We start from the raw sequence: 18,415 nt of genomic DNA on the forward strand, positions 1-18,415 counted from the left end.
CGTTCTTCCGGAGTTTGCCATGCGATTCCTGCCCCTCGCCGTCGCTGCCACTCTCGCCGCCCTGTTCGCCTTCGCGGCGCCGGCGCAGGCCGCGTTCATGGACGGGAACCGGCTCCATTTCCTGTGCAACGCGCAGGACGATCGCAGCCAGGCGATCTGCGGCGGGTACATTCTCGGTGTCATTGAAGCGCTTCAATACGACGATGAAACAGAGAATCTGGAGCCGTTCGCATGTCCCGAGGACGATACGACCGTTCCAGAGTTCGAAGCCGCGGTGCTCGACTATCTAGACGACAATCCCGACGAGCTGGGCGAATCCGGGGCAAGCCTCGTCGCGCTCGCGCTGATGCAAGCCTATCCTTGTGGAGACTGAACCGGCGCTCAGTGCGCCTGCAGTTCCTCGTCGAGGAACGCTGCGACGTCCTCCAGCGAGACTTCCTTGTCGAGGAATGCCGCGCCGATGCCGTGCAGCAGGATGAAGGGCAAGGTGCCCGCGTCCATCTTCTTGTCGTGGAGCATGTGCGCGGCGAGCTTGCGGCCGTCGGAGTCCATGTCCAGCGCGGCGATCTCGCTCGGCAGGCCGACGGCATCGATCGCCGCGGTCACCCGCGCCGCGTCGTCGTCGGAGATGTAACCGCGCCGGGCCGAATAGCGCGCGGCGAGGACCATGCCGAGTGCGACCCCTTCGCCGTGGAGCAGCTTGTCCGAGAAGCCGGTCTCCGCCTCCAGCGCGTGGCCGAAGGTATGGCCGAGGTTGAGCAGGGCGCGCTTGCCGGTGGTCTCGCGCTCGTCCTCGGCGACGATGCGGGCCTTGGCCTTCACACTCTCGGTCACGGCGTATTCCTGCGCTGCGCGATCACCAGCGACCACCTTCGCGCCGTCCGTTTCGCACCAGTCGAAGAACGCCCGGTCGCCGAGGATGCCGTACTTGATCACCTCGGCGTAGCCGCAGCGCAGTTCGCGCGCGGGCAGGGTGGTGAGCGTGTCGAGGTCGGCGAGCACCAGCGACGGCTGGTGGAAGGCGCCGACGAGGTTCTTGCCCGCGCTGGCATTGATCGCGGTCTTGCCGCCCACCGAGCTGTCGACCTGCGCCAGCAGGCTGGTCGGTAACTGAATGAAACCGCAGCCGCGCTTTAGGATCGATGCCGCAAACCCGGTCAGGTCGCCGATCACCCCGCCGCCGAGCGCGAGGATGTGGTCGCCGCGCTCGACCTCCTGTTCGAGCAGCCAATCCATCGTGCGTGCGAGGCCGCTCCACGACTTCGCACCTTCGCCTGGGGCATGGACCAGCCATTGCGGCTCGAATCCAGCCGAGTCAAGGCTTTGCTGCGCGATACCGCGCCAATCGCGAGCGACGTTCTCGTCGGTCACGATCGGCACACGGCGCTTGCGCAGCAGCTTGCCACACTGCGCCGGCAGGTCGGCCAGCAGGCCGGTGCCGACGCGAACTTCGTAGGGGCGGCCAGCGAGTTCGACGGCGACTACAGGCATCCGGCCAGCGCTCCGAGAATGAGGGTGACGGTATCGCCGTGCGGGCCCCTGCCGCTGATCACATGGACAGGGGCGAGAGCATAGAGCGGGTCGCGCTTCGCTTTCAGCTCGGCGAGGATCTTGCGCGGCTCTCCACCCTTGAGCAGTGGCCGGTTGTCCTTGCGGCTGGTCCGGTCGATCAGCGTCGGGACGTCGCTGTCGAGCCACACCGCAAGGCCGCGTTCGAGGATCATGGCGCGGGTGTCGTCCTGCGCAAAGGCGCCACCGCCGGTGGCAATGACGGAAGGGCCGCCTTCGAGCAGCCGGGCGATGACCCGACGTTCGCCGTCTCGGAAATAGGGTTCGCCGAATCGTTCGAAGATTTCGGGTATTGTCAGCTGCGCCGCCTCGGCGATTTCATCGTCGGCGTCGACGAAGGGAAGGTCGAGCAAAGTGGCCAACTTGCGCCCGACGGTCGACTTGCCGACACCCATCATTCCGACGAGCACGACCGGCCGATCGAGCCGGATGGCAAGCTGGCGGATTTCCGCATCGTTCAGGGTATGGCCGTCCAAGGTCATTGCCGCAGGCGCTATCTGCCTCTAGACGCCAGCGCAAGGATTGCCGGATGGGACGCAAAAGGATCGTGACTGCCCTCGTGGTGCTGGTGATGACCGTGATAGCCTTTGCCTGGATCGACGGTGGACGCGAGGAGCTGCGCATGATCGAGCGGGCCATCGAGCTGCCGGGGGACGGGCAATGAGGCGCGCGACTTGGCTAGCCGGGGCGGCGTTAGTCCTTACCCCAGCGCTGGCGCTGGCCGGCAGCCCGGAATCGCTGCTCCCGCCGATCTTCGACAACCCCACCCCGACACCGGCTCCGCGGCCGAGCGCGACGGCGCGTCCCGCTGCTCCTGTCCCCGCAGCGCCCCTCCCGGGCGCCACTCCGGTGATCCAGCAGCTGCCCGGCGACGCAACCGATCCGAACCTCCTGCCGACGGTCGTCCCGAAAAGCCTGCCTAGCATCGCCGAGCTCGAGAAGATGGACAGCGGCGAACTCGACGAGTTGTTCGGCCTGAAGCCCAAGTACGACATTCCGCCCGGCGCCCGCCGCTCGCTCGAACAGGTCGGGGTACTCGGCGCGGGCGAGGGAGGTTTCGCTCCCGGTTCGCTGTCCGCCCAACCCGCTGCGTTGGTCCGCGCCGCGCTTGCCGGCACCAAGGGGCCGATCGTCTCGCGCTGGGGCCATATCCTGCTGCGCCGCGCGCTCGCCAGCCGGCTCGATGCGCCGGACGATATGGATCCGGTCGAATTTGCCGCCCTGCGCGCCACGGTGCTCAACCGCATGGGCGAAGGTGCGGTGTCGCGCCGCCTCGTGCAGGATGTCGATTCGGCCAATTACGACGAGAAGCTCGCCAGCGCCGCGCTCGATGCCTACCTCCAGACCGGCGACCTCGTCGGGATGTGCCCGGTGGCCGAGCTCAAGGGCGGCCTGCGCGAAGACGACGAATGGCTGATGGTTCGCGCGATCTGCGACGCTTTCGGCGGCGAATCGCGCACCGCCGAGCGCGATCTCGGCCGCATGCTGTCGCGCGGCACCGCGCCGCGCATCGACGTGCTGCTTGCCCAGCGCTTTGCCGGAGCGGCGGGCGAGGGACGCCGCGCGGTCAATATCGAATGGGACGGGGTCGACGAGCTGACGCCGTGGCGGCTGTCGCTGTCGCGCGCGCTCGGCATCGAAATTCCCGATTCGCTGCTTAACGGGGCGAGCAGCCGCCTGATGCGCGGAAACGTGCTGATCCCGGCGGTCCCGCTCGACCAGCGTGCCGCCGCCGCCGACCGCGCCGGCAAGGACGGCATCCTGTCCTCGCGCGCGATGATTGACCTCTACAGCCAGATCTTTGCGGACGACGACGTCACCGGCGACGTGAAGGATCGTTCGAACACCCTGCGCACCGCCTATGTCGCGGCGGCCCCCGCCGACCGCGTCGCAGCGATCGAAGCTGTGTGGGGCGGGGGCGAAGACCAGTACGGTCGCCAGGTCCTGACCGCCTATGCCGCGGCGCGCCTGCCGGTCGAACGCGACCTTATGTCCGATCCCTCGCCGTTCATCGCCTCGATGCTGACCGCCGGTCTCGACCGCAACGCGATGCGCTGGGGCCCGCTGGTCAACGAGGGCAGCCAGGCTTGGGCGCTGCTCGCGCTGGCCCAGCCGAACCGTCAGGGCACCGTCAGTTCCGGCGCGCTCAGCGAGTTCATCGACAACGACAAGAGCATCGACCAGCGTAAGTCACGATTCCTCGTCGCAGGTCTGGCCGGGCTCGGGCGTATAGACTCTGGCGACCTCAGCTCCGAGGCCGGCCGGCTCGACCTCTCGCTCGATCGGGCGAGCAAGTGGAGCGACGCGATCGACAAGGCCGGCGAGTACCGCAACCCGGCGCTCGTTGCGCTGCTCGCCGGGCTCGGCATGCAGGGCAGCGGGTGGGACAAGATGACCGCCCGGCACCTGTTCCACATCGTCCGCGCGCTCGACCGCGCGGGGCTCGGCGCCGAAGCCCGCATGATCGCCGCCGAAGCGGTGGCGCGCGGATGAATTCCCCTCCCGCAAGCGGGAGGGGTTAGGGGTGGGCGAGGAACGCGCCCCGGGTTGTGGTCTTGCCCACCCCCCGGCCTGCTCCCGCCTACGGGAGGGCAGCAAATGAGCGAGGCGATCGATGCCTTCCTCGCCATGCTCGCCGCGGAGCGGGGGGCAGCGGCAAACACGATGGCGGCCTACCGCCGCGACCTCGAAGCGGCAGAAGAGCTGCTCGGTGACCTGGCAATGGCCGATCGCGATGCCCTGGCGAGCCTCGCCACCGCCTGGAGCCCGCTTGCCCCGTCGAGCGTGGCGCGCAAGGCCTCGGCGCTGCGGCAGTTCTACGGTTTCCTTGTCGACGAAGGGCTGCGCATGGACGATCCGTCGCCTGCCCTGCCTCGACCGGCAAGGCGCCGCCCGCTGCCGAAGATCCTCAGCCACGCCGAGGTCGAAGCGATGTTTGCGCGCGCCGCACTCGAAGCCGAAGGCGATGGCCCGGCCGCCGTGCGGATGCTGACGTTGCTCGAACTGCTCTATGGTTCCGGACTGCGTGCTACCGAGCTGGTCTCGCTGTCGCTCGCCGCGGTGCCGCGGGACGCGCCGTTCCTGACGGTAACGGGCAAGGGCGGGCAGCAGCGCATGGTCCCGGTCTCGGGGCGCGCCAAACAGGCGCTCGGGCGCTGGCTGGCGGTGCGCGAGGCAGGGGGCAAGTTCCTGTTCCCCTCACGCACCAAGCACATCACACGCATCCGCCTCTACCAGTTGCTCAAGGAACTCGCGGCGCGCGCCGGGATCGACCCGGCCAAGGTCAGCCCGCACGTCCTGCGTCATGCCTTCGCCACGCACCTGCTGGAGGGCGGGGCCGACCTCAGGGTGCTGCAGACGCTGCTCGGCCACGCCGATATCGCCACCACCCAGATATACACACACGTCGACGCGGCGCGGCTTGTGACCCTGGTCAATGAACGGCATCCCCTTGCCGAACGCCGTCGCGGCGGGTAGCGCCGCCGCCATGATTTCCTATCTCGAGTTCGAGAAGCCCGTTGCGGCGCTCGATGCGCGGATTGCCGAGCTGCGCGCTGCATCCGCAGGCGACGACGTCGACATTTCGCCGGAGATCGCGCGGCTCGAAAAGAAGAGCGCCGAACTGCTCGACAGCACCTACAAGGCGCTGACACCGTGGCAGAAGACGCAGGTCGCGCGCCATCCCGCACGGCCGCATTTCAAGGACTGGCTCGAACTGATGTTCGAGGACTTCATGCCGCTCGGCGGGGATCGCCATTATGGCGAGGACAACGCGATCATCGGCGGACTCGCCACGCTCAAGGGCGGGCGCAAGGTCGTGCTGATCGGTCACGAGAAGGGCCACGACACCGAAAGCCGCATTCGCCACAACTTCGGCATGGGCAAGCCCGAGGGCTATCGCAAGGCCATCCGACTGATGGAATTGGCCGGGCGCTTCGGGCTGCCGGTGGTGACGCTGGTCGATACCTCGGGCGCGTTTCCCGGCATCGAGGCGGAGGAGCGCGGGCAGGCCGAGGCCATTGCCCGCTCGACCGAGGCATGCCTCGCGCTGCCGGTGCCGATGGTCGCGACGATTGTTGGCGAGGGCGGTTCGGGAGGCGCGGTGGCGCTGGCCAGCGCTGAACGCGTGCTGATGCTCGAACACGCGGTCTATTCGGTCATTTCGCCCGAAGGCTGCGCCTCGATCCTGTGGCGTACGGCAGAGAAGGCCCCGCAGGCAGCCGAGGCGATGAAGATCACTGCGCAGGACCTGCTCGAACTGGGCGTGATCGACCGCATCGTTCCCGAACCGGTCGGCGGGGCGCACCGTGACCGCGAGGCCGTCGCCGCGACACTGGCCGAGGCCATCGACGGCGAGCTGGCCAAGCTTTCGGGCAAGGGCGCCAAGGCGCTTCGCAAGATGCGCGAGGATCGTTTCCTGGCAATCGGCGACAAGCGTTCGCGCCGCGAACGTCGTGGCAACGGCTGACGGGAACATCGCAACGGCCTGACGGTTCATTGCGCAACGATTCGCCGCGGTTCGCCATGGAACTGCGCGTCCCGCACGATGAGGAGTCGCCGATGCCAACGACCTTACGCCGCCCAATTCGGGCGATAATCCTTTCCGGTGCCGCTTCGCTGGCACTGGCCGCCTGCACCACCGTGCCCGGCGCCGGGGTTCCGGCCGGTTCGCCGATTACCCAGCAGGAAGCAGCACAAGGCGCCCAATACCACCAGCAGTTCGTCGCCGAATTCGGTGGCGCGGAAACCGGTCCGCAGGCGCAGTATGTGGAGCAGGTGGGCAAGAACATCGCCGTCCAGTCCGGACTCGCCAACGCGCAGTCGGCGTTCACGGTGACTCTGCTCAACAGTTCGGTCGACAACGCCTTCGCGGTGCCGGGGGGCTATGTCTACATCACCCGCCAGCTCGTCGACCTGATGAACAACGAGGCGGAACTCGCCGGGGTCATGGGGCACGAGGTCGGCCATGTTGCCGCGCGCCATTCGGCCAGGCGCGAGGCGCAGGCGCAGCAGAACGCGATTCTCGGCGTGCTCGGGCAGGTTCTTGCCGGCGCCGTGCTCGGCGACAGCGCGCTCGGCCAGCTTGGCCAGAAGATCGCCGGTACCGCGCCGCAGCTCGCCACACTAAGCTATTCGCGCAACCAGGAACTGCAGGCCGACCAGCTCGGCGTGACCTACCTCAAGCGCGCCGGATACGATCCGCGGGCCATGGCCAGCGTGCTCCAAAGCCTCGCGGCGCAAAATTCGCTCGATGCGCAGTTGATGGGCCGCGATTCGACGATTCCCGAATGGGCCTCGACTCACCCCGATCCGGCGGGCCGGGTGCAGAATGCGCTGCAACTGGCGGATACGGCCGGCGTGGGCGGGGTGACCAACCGGGATACCTTCCTCACCCGTATCGACGGCCTGACCTACGGCGACGACCCCAAGCAGGGCATGATCGAAGGTCGGACTTTCACGCATCCCGAATATCGCCTGACCTTCTCGGTCCCGCAGGGCTATTACATGATAAACGGCACGCGCGCCGTGTCGATCGGCGGCCAGACCGGCCAGGCTCAGTTTTCGAGCGGTCTGTTCAATGGCAATCTCGACACCTATGTCGCCAGTGTTTTCAAGGCGATTGGCGGAGACCAGTCGACGCTGGCGCCGCAGTCGATCCAGAAGACCACGATCAACGGCATCCCGGCCGCCGTCGGGCAGGCGCGGGTCAGCAACGGCTCGCAGAACGTCGATGTCGTGGTCTACGCCTACCAGTTCTCGAACACCCAGGCGTTCCACTTCGCCGCCATCGCCCCGGCGGGGCAGGCGGGCGTGTTCAACCCGATGTTCCAGTCGCTGCGCCGGATAAGTGCGACCGAGGCCAGCGCGATTGTTCCGCGCAAGATCCAGGTGGTCACCGCGGGCAGCAACGACAGCGTCGGAACGCTGGCGCGGCGGATGGCGTTCTCGGATGCGCAGGAACAGCGCTTCCGGATCCTGAACGGCCTGTTCGGGTCGGCCCAGGTGGTGCCGGGCCAGAAGTACAAGATCGTCGTCCGCGCGCGCTAGGGTCGCTAGGGTCGCATCGCGGGCAAAAGAAAAGGGCGGCAGGTTTCCCTGCCGCCCTTTCCGTTAGCCGATTGGCTACGCGTCTATTAGACGGCGCCGCTCATCGTGGTGGTGACCTGGTTGAAGGTCGTCGAGAGCTGGTTGCCCAGGCCCTGCATCGCGGTGATCGCAGCAACGGCGATCAGAGCAGCGATAAGGCCGTATTCGATGGCGGTGGCGCCAGCTTCATCACGAAGCAGGTTCTTGAAAAACTTCATGGTCAGTCTCCTGGTTCAGTCTTCGGTACCCGGCTCGACCCCCTGTCTTCGGATCAAGCAGATTTTGGAATTAGTGATTAGAGGTTGAGAAATTCCTAATGCTCAGATTTACCCTGCGTTCACCTTGGTGGCGTTCAGACGGAGCCTTGCATGGCCGAGACCGATGTGGTCGACATCCGGCTGAAGATTGACGTCTGCTCGTCACCCAGGGCCGAGGCGGCACCGACCATCGCGAGAAAAACCATCGCGAGGATCAGCCCGTACTCAATTGCGGTCGCACCGCGCTCGTCACGCGCGAAATCCCGCAGGAATTTTAATGTCTTCATGGCTTTCGATCCCCCGATCTGCGTGCCAATGAAGGGAATTCGCACATCGTCATTAACAATTGGTTCGCCTGAATGGTTGACGTGGAAAGAAACCCGACATGGCTTCCCGTTGTGGCCGCCGCGATACGCGATGAGGCAGGTCGATTGTTGCTTCAGTTACGCCCCGACGGCAAGCATCACGCCGGCCTGTGGGAGTTCCCTGGCGGCAAGGTGGAAATTCAGGAAGATCAGCGTCTTGCCCTGGCCCGTGAGATCGAGGAGGAACTTGCGCTGACGCTCGACCCGACGGCAATGGAGCCGCTCGGAACAGCGGAGGAAGCACGGCAGGGTACCAGCCCGGGCATAGCCCTCCAGCTCTATGCCTGTCCGGTCTGGACCGGCGTCCCCAAAGGGCTTGAGGGGCAGGAATTCGGCTGGTTCTCACCAGCGGATGCAGCCCGGTTGCCGCTCGCGCCCATGGACCGCCGGTTACTGCAGGAATTGACCGGATAGGGGATTGCCAAGCCGGGGAGGCGCCCCTATGTGGCGCCCCTCAAGCGCGCCCGTAGCTCAGCTGGATAGAGTTCCTGACTACGAATCAGGCGGTCGGAGGTTCGAATCCTTCCGGGCGCGCCAATCAAGGCCATCCTCCAGCCGGAGGGTGGCCTTGTTTGGTTCTGCCGTCGCGGAACTTGTGCCCCGGAATCCTGTTCTTCTTTCAAGACGAACAGGAGTTCCAATGACCGAAGATGCCGACATTTTCGCCCGCCTCAAGCAGGACCACGAAAGGCACCGCGACCTGCTCGATCGCCTTGCACAGACGCATGGCGAAACCGCCGAGCGGCGCGAGTTGTTCGAGGAGTTCACCCTCGAGGCGAAGGCCCATGCCGCGGCCGAGGAGCAGGCGCTCTATTCGACGATGATGCGCAAACCCCCGGCGACCGACGAAACGCGCCATTCGGTGGCCGAGCACCACGAGATCGAGGAAATGCTCAACGACCTCGCGGCGACCGGAATGGCGACGGGCGCTTGGCTGGCAAAGTTCAAGAACCTCGAAGAGCGCTACCGCCATCACATCGACGAGGAAGAGGACGAACACTTCCCCGACTTTGAGAAGATGCTGACCGACGAAGACCGCGCCTTCATGCGCAGCGTCTTCGAACGTCGCAAGCGGGCCGAAAAGGCCGACGCCGAGGTAACGCCCGAGAAGATGGACGAGGCCAACGAATAGGCGGGGCGGCGCAGGTCGATTGAACGATCGGGACAGCCAAAGCGAGATCGAGAATGCCGGGTTCGACGACAGTTGCGTCGAGCCCGGCGTCTGGCGCTATGCAAAGGCCAGTCGCGCCAGCGTGATCGTCGACGCGGCGGACTATTTCGACCTGATGCAGCAGGCGATGCTCAAGGCGCGTCGCCGCATCATGCTGATCGGCTGGGATTTCGATACGCGTATCCACCTCGGCAGGGGGCGCCGCTGGTGGCAGCGGGCGTGGAACCGGGGCCAACCCGTTCGGCTCGGCAGCTTCATCCTTTGGCTCCGGCGCACGAGGCCGGGGCTGGAAATCCGCATCCTCAAGTGGAGCCTGGGATTCGTGAAGTTCTTCGGGCGCGGGACGATGCTGGTCGACCTCGTGCGCTGGTGGCCGCATCGGCGGATCGATTTCAAGTTCGACACCAACCACCCGCTCGGCTGCAGCCATCACCAGAAGATCGCAGTGATCGACGACCGGCTGGCGGTGTGCGGCGGCATCGATATGACCTCGGCGCGCTGGGACACGCGCCAGCACCGAGAAGACGACCCGGGCCGACGCACTCCGCGCGGCAAGCCCTACGAACCGTGGCACGATGCGACGATGATGCTCGAAGGCGAAGTGGCGGCCACGCTCGGCGAGTTGGGGCGCGAGCGCTGGAGAAGGGCAGGTGGCAAACCGCTCGAACCCGTCGAGTGCGAGGGCGGCAGCGCATGGCCGGACGATTTCGAAGCGCAGTTCACCGACGTCGAGGTCGGCATCGCGAGGACGAGGGCGGCACATGGCGAGGTGACCGAAGTGCACGAGATCGCCGAGCTGTTTGCCAGCCAGATCGGCAGGGCAAAGCGCTTCATCTACGCCGAAAGCCAGTATTTCGCCTCGCGCGTTGTGGCCGAGGCCATCGGTGAGCGCCTCGCCGGAGACGATCCGCCCGAAGTGGTCGTCGTCCACGCCCTGCAGGCCGAAGGATTCGTCGAGCAGGAGGCGATGGGCGCCGCGCGCACCCGGCTGGCCCACGCCCTGCAGGAGCTCGACCGGCATGGCCGCCTGCATTTCTACGTGCCCTATACCGGCGAGACCCCGATCTATTGCCATGCCAAGCTGATGATCGTCGACGATACGCTGCTGCGGATCGGGTCAGCCAACTTCAACAACCGCTCGATGGGGCTCGACAGCGAATGCGACGTGTTCATCGACTGTGCCCGTGCGGGGAACGGCCATTGCGGCGATGCTATCCGCGCCTTGCGCCACTCGCTGCTGGCCGAACACCTCGCGCTGGAGGAGAACGAGGTCGGTCCCTTGCTGGAAAAGCACGGCTCCATGGCGACGATGATCGATGCGCTCGGCACCGATCGGGGGCGCAGCCTGCGCAAGCTGCATATCGAGGAGATTACCGAAACCGAGAAGGGATTGGCCGACAGCGAACTGCTCGATCCCGAAACGCCCGAGGAAATGTTCGAATTCCTCGCTGCGAGGAAGCGTGGCCTTTTTCGGCGACCAGGCCTAATGAGCCGGGCGATGGCGCGCAGGCGCCAGCGACGCAGACTGGGGAATCGATGAGTAGCCTTGTTGGACCGGACGAAGACGACCCGCGCGGAAAGCCCGAAGTACCCGACGAGGTACAGGAGGCGATCCGCACGCTGATCCGATGGGCCGGCGACGATCCCGAGCGCGAAGGGCTGCTTGACACCCCCAAGCGCGTCGCTCGCGCGTGGAAGGAATACTGCGTCGGCTACACCGAGGAACCGGCCAGCCACCTCAGCCGCATCTTCGAGGAAGTCGGCGGGTACGACGAGATCGTGCTGCTCAAGGACATTCCGTTCCAGAGCCACTGCGAACACCACATGGCGCCGATCATCGGCAAGGCGGCGATCGCCTACCTGCCGCAGGACCACGTGGTCGGCATTTCCAAGCTTGCTCGCGTGCTCCACGCCTATGCCCGGCGCCTGCAGATCCAGGAGCGTCTGACCGCCGAAGTCGCGCAGTGCATCTGGGACAACCTCAAGCCGCGCGGGGTTGCGGTGGTGATCGATGCCAGCCATGCCTGCATGACCGCTCGCGGAGTACGTACGCCGGGCGTGTCGATGGTCACCAGCCAGGTCATGGGGCTTTTCCGCAGCGATCATCGCAGCCGCGAAGAAGTGCTCAAGCTGATGGGCTATTGAATCGGATCGTTTGTTTCAGGGGTTTACCTAGATGAGTTCATTGCTGGTTCGTGGCGGTCACAAGCTGACCGGGAGGATCGAACCGTCGGCAAACAAGAATGCCGTCCTACCGGTGCTGTGCGCCACGCTGCTGAGCGAGGCGCCGGTGACCTTGCGCAACGTGCCGGAAATCACCGACGTGTTGCGCATCGTCGATTTCTTCCGCGAGATCGGCTCCACCGTGGAGTGGGACAAGAACGGCAAGGTCCTGAACATCGACCATTCGTCCATCGCCAAGGGCAGCGGCGCGCGCCTGCCGCAGGCGATGCGCGCCTCGATCATGATGATCCCCGGCCTGATCATGCGGCTCGGCACCGTGCGGCTCGAGCATGCGGTCAAGGGCTGCACGCTCGGCGCGCGCGAGATCGACCCGCACGTCGCGGTGTTCCGCGCCTTCGGGGCGGACGTCGAGCAGGATGGCGGCGAGATCGTTTTCAAGGGAACAGGCAAGGGCGAGGCCACGCGCATGTGGCTCGAATATGCCTCGGTCACGACGACCGAGAACTTCATCCTCTGCGCTTTGACCGTCCAGGGCACGAGCCAGATCGTCAACGCCGCCTGCGAGCCGCACGTCCAGGAGATGTGCGATTTCCTCGAGGCCTGCGGGGCAAAGATCATAGGCAAGGGCACCTCGATGGTCTCGGTTGTCGGCGGGACCGAGCTCGGCGGCACCGACTACACCTTTCAGGACGATTTCCACGAGATCGCCACCTTCCTAGCCCTCTCGGCAGTGACCGGCGGCGACATCTCGGTGCGCAACGGCTGCCCCGAACACTTCGACCTGATCGACCGCACGTTCGAGAAGTTCGGGGCCGAGGTGACGCACGCAGACGGCTGGTCGCGGATGGCCGGGCCGTCCCGGCTCAAGGTCGAGGTAAACTTCACCGCTCACCTCATCACCAAGGTCGAGGCGGCGCCATGGCCCTATATCCCGGCCGACCTGCTGCCGATCTTCATCGCACTTGGCGTGCGCGCCGAGGGTCAGATGATGTTCTGGAACAAGGTCTACGAAGGCGGGCTGACCTGGCATACCGAACTCAGCTTGTTCGGCGCCCACACCCTGCTGTGCGACCCGCACCGCCTGATCACCTTCGGCGGCGACAAGCTCGCCCCGGCGACGGTGACCAGCCCCTACATCATCCGCGTGGCCATCGCCCTCTTGATGGTGGCGAGCGCGATCGACGGCGAATCGACGATCCTCGACGCCGATCCGATCAAGCGTGCGCACCCCGACTTCGTGAAGAACTTCGTCGCGCTGGGTGCCGACGTGCAGTGGATGGACTGACGCTCGCAAGTACCGGCAGGTAGCGCTATCGTCGGAGCACCTCGGGGGAGGAACACCGATGATCTTGCGCCACTTGCTTGTTGCCGTGTCGCTGATTTGCGCCGCACCGTCGGTCGCGGAGGACCTCGGACAATTCGCTTCCGAAGGTGACGTCGGAGAGGCCGCCCTCGCTGGCAGCGTCGAACTGGATGGTAGCACCTACCGGGTAACCGGCGGCGGCGCGAACATCTGGGGCGAGGCCGACGCGTTCCACTATGTCTGGACCCAACGGTCGGGCGACCTGCACATCGCCGCCGATATCGCCTTCGAGGGTGAGGGCGGCGATCCACATCGCAAGGCCGGGCTGATGATCCGCCAGGACCTCTCGCCCAACGCCGCTTATGCCGATGTCATGGTTCACGGCGACGGGCTGGTGGCATTGCAATATCGCGAGGTCCCCGGCGGACCTACGCGGCAGATCGTCTCGAACGTGTCGCATCCCGGCCGTGTGCGGCTCGAGCGCCAGGGCAACTTCGTCTACTTCTCGGTCGCGGGCAGCGACGGTGTGCTGCACCAGGCCGGCGGCAGTTTCCGCATCGCCTTTCAGGCGCCTTATCTCGTCGGGCTGGCGGTTTCGGCGCACGACAATGCGAAGGCCGAGACGGCCCGCTTCTCGAACGTCGAACTGACCGTTCCGCAACTCGCCTACGTTCCCGACACAGGCTACGCGGCGCAGGTCGAGGCCACGCTCGAAACGATGGAGGTCGGCGGTGTGCGGACCCGCACGGTGGTGCGCCACTTCGACCGGAAGATCGAAGCGCCCAACTGGAGCCGCGACGGCGCGGCACTATATTACAACAGCGACGGCCGGATCTGGCGCATCCCGGTCGAGGGTGGGGAGCCGCGTGCGGTCGATACCGGTGGGCGCAACGCCAACAACAACGACCACGGCCTGTCGCCTGACGGGTCGCTGATGGCCATTTCCGACCAGAGTGAGCCCGACAACCTCAGCCGCATCCACGTCGTCACGCTCGACGGTTCGAAGCCGGTGCGTACCGTGGTCAGCGATCCCAAGGCGCGGTCCTACTGGCATGCCTGGTCGCCCGACGGAACGACGCTGGCCTATGTCCGTGTCGGCGCGGACGACGGCACCTACGATATCTGGGGGGTGAAAGCCGAGGGAGGCGATCCCTGGCCGCTGGTCGTCGGGCCGGGATCGGACGACGGGCCTGAGTATTCACCCGACGGCCGCTTCCTCTACTTCAATTCGACGCGCAGTGGGGCGATGCAGTTGTGGCGCGCGAACGCCGACGGCTCCGATCCGGTTCGCCTGACGCACGATCCCGTGCGGCGCGACTGGTTCCCGCACCTCTCGCCCGACGGAAAGTGGATCGCCTACATCTCGTTCGGCGACGACGTCGCGGTCACCGACCACCCGCCGAACCGCGAGGACGTGCAGTTGCGGCTCATGCCGGCCGACGGCAGCGAACCGCCGACCGTCCTTACCCGCCTGTTCGGCGGGCAAGGAACGATCAACGTGCCGAGCTGGTCACCCGACGGGAAGCGGATTGCCTTCGTCAGCTATCGGCTGAAGCGCTGATTACGCTCAGAGCTGGCCGAGCATGTGCTCCGCGCTCGAGACGTTGAAGTCGCCCGGCGCTTCGACGTTGAGTTCGGTGACCACACCGTCGTCGACGATCATCGAATAGCGCTGGCCGCGGGTGCCGAGGCCGAAGCCCGAGCCGTCCATCGTCAGGCCGAGCGCAGTGGCGAAATCGCCGTTTCCGTCGGCCAGCATGGTGATGTCGTCGGATCCGGAGGCCTTGTTCCACGCGCCCATCACGAAGGCGTCGTTGACCGCGGTGCCGACGATTTCGTCGATGCCCTTGGCCTTGAGTTCGGCGGCCTTTTCGACGAAGCCCGGCAGGTGCTTGGCGGAGCAGGTCGGGGTGAAAGCGCCCGGCACCGAAAAAAGCGCCACCTTCTTGCCCTTGAAGTATTCGCCCGACTGGACCTTTTGCGGACCTTCGGCAGTGGCCTTGACCAGCGTCACGTCCGGCAGCGTGTCTCCCTTGGAAATCGTCATCGTTTCTGTCTCCAGCCACTAGTTGCGAGGTGGAGATAGTGGGCGCTTCGCGAGACGCAAGCGGCAAAAGGGGCGCTGGCGAAGCAAGCCCGCCGCGCCCCCGGCAATGTCACAACTTGAAGTCGTCGAACCCGACCTTGACCCCGAAGTAGAAGAAGCGGCCGACCGCGCTAACCGGATAGAAGGTCGTGCCAATGGAAGGCTTCTGGTCGAACAGGTTGTTCACACCGCCAAAGACCTGCACCTCGTCGGACACGTCGAACCGCGCGTAGATATCGTGCTGCCAGCGCTCCTTGAGGTAGCGATAGCGGTCGTCGACGATGTCCGGATTGCCGGCCATCTGCACGTTCGTGTAGCGCGAGGTCTTCGAGAAGTAGGTCAGACCATAATTGATGGTCACGGCGTCGAACGTCCACGTGAGGTCGGCGTTGACGGTGTACTTGGGCGACCGGGTGATGGCCTCTCCGCGGATGTTGGTCACCGGCGCGCCGGGGACCGAAATGAAGGTCAGCCGATCAAGATAGTTGCCGATCAGGTTGACGGTGAAGATGCCGGCGTTGTCGGTGATCAACCGATAATTGAGGTTCACGTCGAGCCCTGCGGTGCGGAAGGCCGCAACGTTGAAGGGCTTGAGCGTGTAGTCGACGATGTTGCCGGGATCGGCGGTGCCTCCGGTGCCGTTCTGGCGCGTAATCTGCGCGCAATACGGGTTGTCGAGCGTCGGCTGGTCGACACACAGGCCGGCGATCTCGTTGGCGGTGGCGGTGTTGATCGCGTTCTTGATCTTGATGTCGTACCAATCGAACCGCGCCGACAGGCCCGGCACGAAGCTCGGCTGCAGTATGGCCCCGACCGTCCAGGTCTTGGCGGTTTCCTCGCTCAGGTCGGGATTGCCGGTAACCGAGCCGGGCAGGCTGGACGACCGGGTATCGCGATAGGTCGAGGGATCGGCGCCGAGCGAGGTCAGCAGCGAGGCGCAGTTGGCTGCACGGTATTGGGTTCCGTTCTGGACCTGGTTCTGGTTGCACGGGTCGGTGATGAACAGGAACGTCTGGCTGGGCGCGGCGAACAGCTCACCGATGTTGGGCGCCCGAACCGCCGTGGAGTAGGTGCCGACAATGGCGATGTCGCGCACCGGCGAGTAGTTTGCGTCGACCTTCCACGCCCAGGTCGTGCCGATCGTCGAGTAGTCCGAATAGCGGACCGCGCCGCCGACCTCGAGGTTTTCGGCGAAGGGCATTCCCTGCAGAATGGGCAAGCGAACCTCGCTGAACAGTTCGAAGACGTCGTACTTGCCGACCACCGGCCCCAGCTTGTTGCCATAGGTCAGCCCTTGTTCCAGCAAGTCGTCGGGATCGAACGAACTGGTCTCGCGGCGGTATTCCGCGCCGACGGCGAAGCCGAGTGCCCCGCCGCCAGGGAAGGTGAAGACGTTGGCAAGGTCGCCGGAGACACTTGCCGACACCACGTTCTGGGTAAGCTTCTCACGGTCGGTGGTATCGGCCTGGACCCACGCGATTGCCGCCGGGTCGGCCACGTTCTCGCCGAAAATGTTGAGTGGCAGGCACTCGCCGGGCTGGAAGGTGGTCGGCGGAATCTCGTTGCGTGTATAGTTGTAGGGCTGGAACGGTGTCCATGACGGGTCGAGATTGACCCGGCAGGTCGGCTGGCCCGTCGCCGGGTCCTCCACCACATCGATCGCGGCGTAGAAACGGTCGGTGAACATGTCGTCGACGTAGTGGTTGGTCGCCTTCATTTGGCCATAGGTGTAGCTGACCTCGTAGTTGAGATTGTCGGTCAGGTCGCCGCGCAGCCCGATCACGCCGCGCCAGGTCTCGCGCGTAATGTCCTCGCCGCGGATGCCGAGGTCGAAGTTGTCGCGGTTGACCAGGACGTCGCCGTAAGGCGCGATTGCCGCGACCGAAGCGGGAATGAAGGGATTGTCGAACGGAATGTAGAGGTAATAGTCGTAGGTCGGCTGGGACAGCGAGAACGACTTGATATTCGCGTACTTGCCTTCCGCGAACAGGGTTATCTCGGGCGAGAATTCGTAGTGCGTGATGACGTTGACGATGTCGCGGTTGATCTTGGGCAGGATGTCGAGACGGTAGTCGCTGACGTGCGTGGCGTTGCCGCCCTGACTGTAGAAGTCCGGCACGAACTTTCCACCGTCGAACGCGACGACATTGCCGTCGCTGTTGACGAGGTAATCAGGGAAGCCGTCGAAATCGATGTCGATCCCGCCCTCGCGGTTGGTGTCGAAATAGCGCACGTCGGCCAGCGGGATGTTGTCGGCTATGCCGTTGTCGTTGGGGCCAGTGTAGCCACCCTGGTTCTCCGGATCGTCTGGATTGAGGTAGAACGCGGTCAGGCGCGAGGCGGAATAGCGCTTGCGCTTGGCATAGGGCAGCCGGTCTTCCTCGCCGTGTTCGTAGGCGATGGCGACATTGCCCCGACCATCGGAAAAGTTCGTACCTGCGGTCAGCGCGGCGAGCTTCTGCGCGCCGCCCCCGGCATCGCTGACGCCGTACTGGCCGCGAGCCGTGATTCCTTCGAAATTGTGCTTCATCACGAAGTTGACCACGCCCGACACACCATCGGCGCCGTAAATGGCCGAGGCGCCGCCGGTGAGGATATCGACACGCTCTACCAGGTCGCTCGGGATGGTGTTGATATCGACCGCCTGGGTGCCGTTCGTCCCGGCGACGTGCCGGCGCCCGTCCACCAGCACCAGCGTGCGCTGCGTTCCCAGGTTGCGCAGGTCGAGCAGGTTGAGACCGGTGAAGCCGATCGCCGCCTGCTCACCGCCGTTACGGTCGGAGCCTGACGATCCCTGCAGGGCGGGAATGCCGCTGAGGAAATCGGTGAGATTGGTCGTGCCCGACTCTTCGACCTGGGCCGTGCCCACCGACAGCACCGGATTGGGCGTGTCGAAGTCCTGCCGCCGGATGCGCGATCCGGTGACGATTATGGCCGGGCCTTCTTCCGCGCTTTCCGCTGCGAGGTCGGTGGAGCTCTCGTCGGTCACTTCACCAATCTGCTCGTCGGACGATGGATCGTCCTGAGCGGACACGGAGGGCGCCATGAGCAGTGCCTGTCCGGCTACGCCAGCGAGGAGGATACGGGCGAGGGTTGAAATTCGTGTCATGCTCTTGCTCCCTGAACTACCGTGAACCGGAATTGCGGCAGGTGCCGCCGGTTCGATCCAGACAAGCTCTCTCGGTCGCGGAGCATGGCTTTGTGACAAGGGTTCCGGTCCGGGCGCCATTGCACCACGGATGCGGCAATCCCGACATGCCCCTTTGCGCTCGCCGGGTCTTCGCCGTCACCCTTCGGGTGATCGCCGATCGGGACGGCTTGCAGCATGAATTTCGGACATTCCCGTGGAACTGCCCGTTGATTTCGATGGACGGCGGACGAATGCCGACTGGC

At 65.4% G+C, this 18,415-nt stretch carries 18 protein-coding genes and 1 tRNA gene; 13 read left to right on the forward strand and 6 right to left on the reverse strand.

Annotated features, from left to right (window positions below; all coding sequences use genetic code 11):
* The first annotated feature begins 19 nt into the window (after positions 1-19).
* Complete coding sequence (locus GRI89_RS10980) at positions 20-373, forward strand: Rap1a/Tai family immunity protein (RefSeq protein ID WP_159795220.1); 354 nt, start codon at positions 20-22, stop codon at positions 371-373.
* An 8-nt stretch (positions 374-381) separates the two neighbouring features.
* Here GRI89_RS10980 and aroB read toward each other — a convergent pair whose 3' ends face one another.
* Together aroB and GRI89_RS10990 are read right to left on the reverse strand one after the other, a co-directional pair.
* Positions 382-1,491 (reverse strand): 3-dehydroquinate synthase, encoded by a 1,110-nt coding sequence (gene aroB, locus GRI89_RS10985; RefSeq protein ID WP_159795223.1) that lies wholly within the window; start codon positions 1,489-1,491, stop codon positions 382-384.
* Positions 1,482-2,051 carry a shikimate kinase gene (locus tag GRI89_RS10990; protein WP_201290912.1) on the reverse strand — a complete coding sequence of 190 codons (570 nt, stop codon included), beginning with the start codon at positions 2,049-2,051 and terminating at the stop codon, positions 1,482-1,484. Before GRI89_RS10990 ends, aroB begins: the two co-directional genes overlap by 10 nt.
* 47 nt (positions 2,052-2,098) lie before the next feature.
* Between GRI89_RS10990 and GRI89_RS18175 the strand changes: the two genes are divergently transcribed.
* From GRI89_RS18175 to GRI89_RS11010, 5 genes are all read left to right on the forward strand, one after another.
* Positions 2,099-2,233, forward strand: a complete 135-nt coding sequence (locus GRI89_RS18175) for a hypothetical protein (RefSeq protein ID WP_268891758.1) — start codon at positions 2,099-2,101, stop codon at positions 2,231-2,233.
* A complete protein-coding gene (locus GRI89_RS10995; protein ID WP_159795226.1) occupies positions 2,230-4,062 on the forward strand; it encodes a hypothetical protein in 1,833 nt (610 codons plus the stop codon). Before GRI89_RS18175 ends, GRI89_RS10995 begins: the two co-directional genes overlap by 4 nt.
* 105 nt (positions 4,063-4,167) lie before the next feature.
* A complete protein-coding gene (locus tag GRI89_RS11000; RefSeq protein ID WP_159795229.1) occupies positions 4,168-5,046 on the forward strand; it encodes a tyrosine recombinase in 879 nt (292 codons plus the stop codon).
* 10 nt (positions 5,047-5,056) lie between these two features.
* The gene (locus GRI89_RS11005; RefSeq protein ID WP_159795382.1) at positions 5,057-6,037 is read left to right on the forward strand and encodes an acetyl-CoA carboxylase carboxyltransferase subunit alpha; all 981 of its coding nucleotides are present in this window, start codon (positions 5,057-5,059) and stop codon (positions 6,035-6,037) included.
* 92 nt (positions 6,038-6,129) lie between these two features.
* Positions 6,130-7,617 carry a M48 family metalloprotease gene (locus GRI89_RS11010; protein WP_159795232.1) on the forward strand — a complete coding sequence of 496 codons (1,488 nt, stop codon included), beginning with the start codon at positions 6,130-6,132 and terminating at the stop codon, positions 7,615-7,617.
* 86 nt (positions 7,618-7,703) lie between these two features.
* Here the strand turns inward: GRI89_RS11010 and GRI89_RS11015 are convergent, their stop codons facing one another.
* Positions 7,704-7,874 (reverse strand): Flp family type IVb pilin, encoded by a 171-nt coding sequence (locus GRI89_RS11015; RefSeq protein WP_159795235.1) that lies wholly within the window; start codon positions 7,872-7,874, stop codon positions 7,704-7,706.
* Between the two features lie 134 nt (positions 7,875-8,008).
* The gene (locus tag GRI89_RS11020) at positions 8,009-8,200 is read right to left on the reverse strand and encodes a Flp family type IVb pilin (protein WP_159795238.1); all 192 of its coding nucleotides are present in this window, start codon (positions 8,198-8,200) and stop codon (positions 8,009-8,011) included.
* A 72-nt stretch (positions 8,201-8,272) separates the two neighbouring features.
* On the opposite strand from GRI89_RS11020, the gene GRI89_RS11025 reads away from it, so the two are divergent.
* The 7 genes from GRI89_RS11025 to GRI89_RS11055 all read left to right on the forward strand — a co-directional run bounded on the left by GRI89_RS11025 (position 8,273) and on the right by GRI89_RS11055 (position 14,497).
* A complete protein-coding gene (locus GRI89_RS11025) occupies positions 8,273-8,692 on the forward strand; it encodes a (deoxy)nucleoside triphosphate pyrophosphohydrolase (RefSeq protein ID WP_159795241.1) in 420 nt (139 codons plus the stop codon).
* 46 nt (positions 8,693-8,738) lie between these two features.
* Positions 8,739-8,815 (forward strand) — tRNA-Arg (locus tag GRI89_RS11030).
* Positions 8,816-8,918: 103 nt separating this feature from the next.
* Positions 8,919-9,410: a hemerythrin domain-containing protein gene (locus GRI89_RS11035; RefSeq protein ID WP_159795244.1), complete on the forward strand. Its 492-nt coding sequence runs from the start codon at positions 8,919-8,921 to the stop codon at positions 9,408-9,410.
* A gap of 19 nt (positions 9,411-9,429) precedes the next feature.
* Positions 9,430-10,989 carry a phospholipase D-like domain-containing protein gene (locus GRI89_RS11040; RefSeq protein ID WP_235913261.1) on the forward strand — a complete coding sequence of 520 codons (1,560 nt, stop codon included), beginning with the start codon at positions 9,430-9,432 and terminating at the stop codon, positions 10,987-10,989.
* Entirely contained in the window at positions 10,986-11,594 is a 609-nt protein-coding gene (gene folE / locus GRI89_RS11045) for a GTP cyclohydrolase I FolE (RefSeq protein ID WP_159795247.1), read from the forward strand. Before GRI89_RS11040 ends, folE begins: the two co-directional genes overlap by 4 nt.
* A 31-nt stretch (positions 11,595-11,625) precedes the next feature.
* A complete protein-coding gene (locus GRI89_RS11050) occupies positions 11,626-12,918 on the forward strand; it encodes a UDP-N-acetylglucosamine 1-carboxyvinyltransferase (RefSeq protein WP_159795250.1) in 1,293 nt (430 codons plus the stop codon).
* 58 nt (positions 12,919-12,976) lie between these two features.
* Entirely contained in the window at positions 12,977-14,497 is a 1,521-nt protein-coding gene (locus GRI89_RS11055; RefSeq protein WP_159795253.1) for a TolB family protein, read from the forward strand.
* Positions 14,498-14,503: 6 nt separating this feature from the next.
* Here GRI89_RS11055 and GRI89_RS11060 read toward each other — a convergent pair whose 3' ends face one another.
* Positions 14,504-14,983: a peroxiredoxin gene (locus GRI89_RS11060; RefSeq protein WP_159795255.1), complete on the reverse strand. Its 480-nt coding sequence runs from the start codon at positions 14,981-14,983 to the stop codon at positions 14,504-14,506.
* Positions 14,984-15,092: 109 nt separating this feature from the next.
* Positions 15,093-18,131 (reverse strand): TonB-dependent receptor plug domain-containing protein, encoded by a 3,039-nt coding sequence (locus GRI89_RS11065; protein ID WP_159795258.1) that lies wholly within the window; start codon positions 18,129-18,131, stop codon positions 15,093-15,095.
* Positions 18,132-18,415 lie beyond the last annotated feature (284 nt).

This window comes from Croceibacterium salegens (genome assembly GCF_009827435.1).
GTDB classification, from domain to species: Bacteria; Pseudomonadota; Alphaproteobacteria; order Sphingomonadales; family Sphingomonadaceae; genus Croceibacterium_B; species Croceibacterium_B salegens.

Bases quoted from the DNA above. Each gene is read 5' to 3' on its own strand.
- GRI89_RS10980 (WP_159795220.1), top strand. From the start codon at position 20: ATGCGATTCCTGCCCCTCGCCGTCGCTGCCACTCTCGCCGCCCTGTTC.
- aroB (WP_159795223.1), bottom strand. From the start codon at position 1,491: ATGCCTGTAGTCGCCGTCGAACTCGCTGGCCGCCCCTACGAAGTTCGC.
- GRI89_RS10990 (WP_201290912.1), bottom strand. From the start codon at position 2,051: ATGACCTTGGACGGCCATACCCTGAACGATGCGGAAATCCGCCAGCTT.
- GRI89_RS18175 (WP_268891758.1), top strand. From the start codon at position 2,099: ATGGGACGCAAAAGGATCGTGACTGCCCTCGTGGTGCTGGTGATGACC.
- GRI89_RS10995 (WP_159795226.1), top strand. From the start codon at position 2,230: ATGAGGCGCGCGACTTGGCTAGCCGGGGCGGCGTTAGTCCTTACCCCA.
- GRI89_RS11000 (WP_159795229.1), top strand. From the start codon at position 4,168: ATGAGCGAGGCGATCGATGCCTTCCTCGCCATGCTCGCCGCGGAGCGG.
- GRI89_RS11005 (WP_159795382.1), top strand. From the start codon at position 5,057: ATGATTTCCTATCTCGAGTTCGAGAAGCCCGTTGCGGCGCTCGATGCG.
- GRI89_RS11010 (WP_159795232.1), top strand. From the start codon at position 6,130: ATGCCAACGACCTTACGCCGCCCAATTCGGGCGATAATCCTTTCCGGT.
- GRI89_RS11015 (WP_159795235.1), bottom strand. From the start codon at position 7,874: ATGAAGTTTTTCAAGAACCTGCTTCGTGATGAAGCTGGCGCCACCGCC.
- GRI89_RS11020 (WP_159795238.1), bottom strand. From the start codon at position 8,200: ATGAAGACATTAAAATTCCTGCGGGATTTCGCGCGTGACGAGCGCGGT.
- GRI89_RS11025 (WP_159795241.1), top strand. From the start codon at position 8,273: ATGGTTGACGTGGAAAGAAACCCGACATGGCTTCCCGTTGTGGCCGCC.
- GRI89_RS11035 (WP_159795244.1), top strand. From the start codon at position 8,919: ATGACCGAAGATGCCGACATTTTCGCCCGCCTCAAGCAGGACCACGAA.
- folE (WP_159795247.1), top strand. From the start codon at position 10,986: ATGAGTAGCCTTGTTGGACCGGACGAAGACGACCCGCGCGGAAAGCCC.
- GRI89_RS11050 (WP_159795250.1), top strand. From the start codon at position 11,626: ATGAGTTCATTGCTGGTTCGTGGCGGTCACAAGCTGACCGGGAGGATC.
- GRI89_RS11055 (WP_159795253.1), top strand. From the start codon at position 12,977: ATGATCTTGCGCCACTTGCTTGTTGCCGTGTCGCTGATTTGCGCCGCA.
- GRI89_RS11060 (WP_159795255.1), bottom strand. From the start codon at position 14,983: ATGACGATTTCCAAGGGAGACACGCTGCCGGACGTGACGCTGGTCAAG.
- GRI89_RS11065 (WP_159795258.1), bottom strand. From the start codon at position 18,131: ATGACACGAATTTCAACCCTCGCCCGTATCCTCCTCGCTGGCGTAGCC.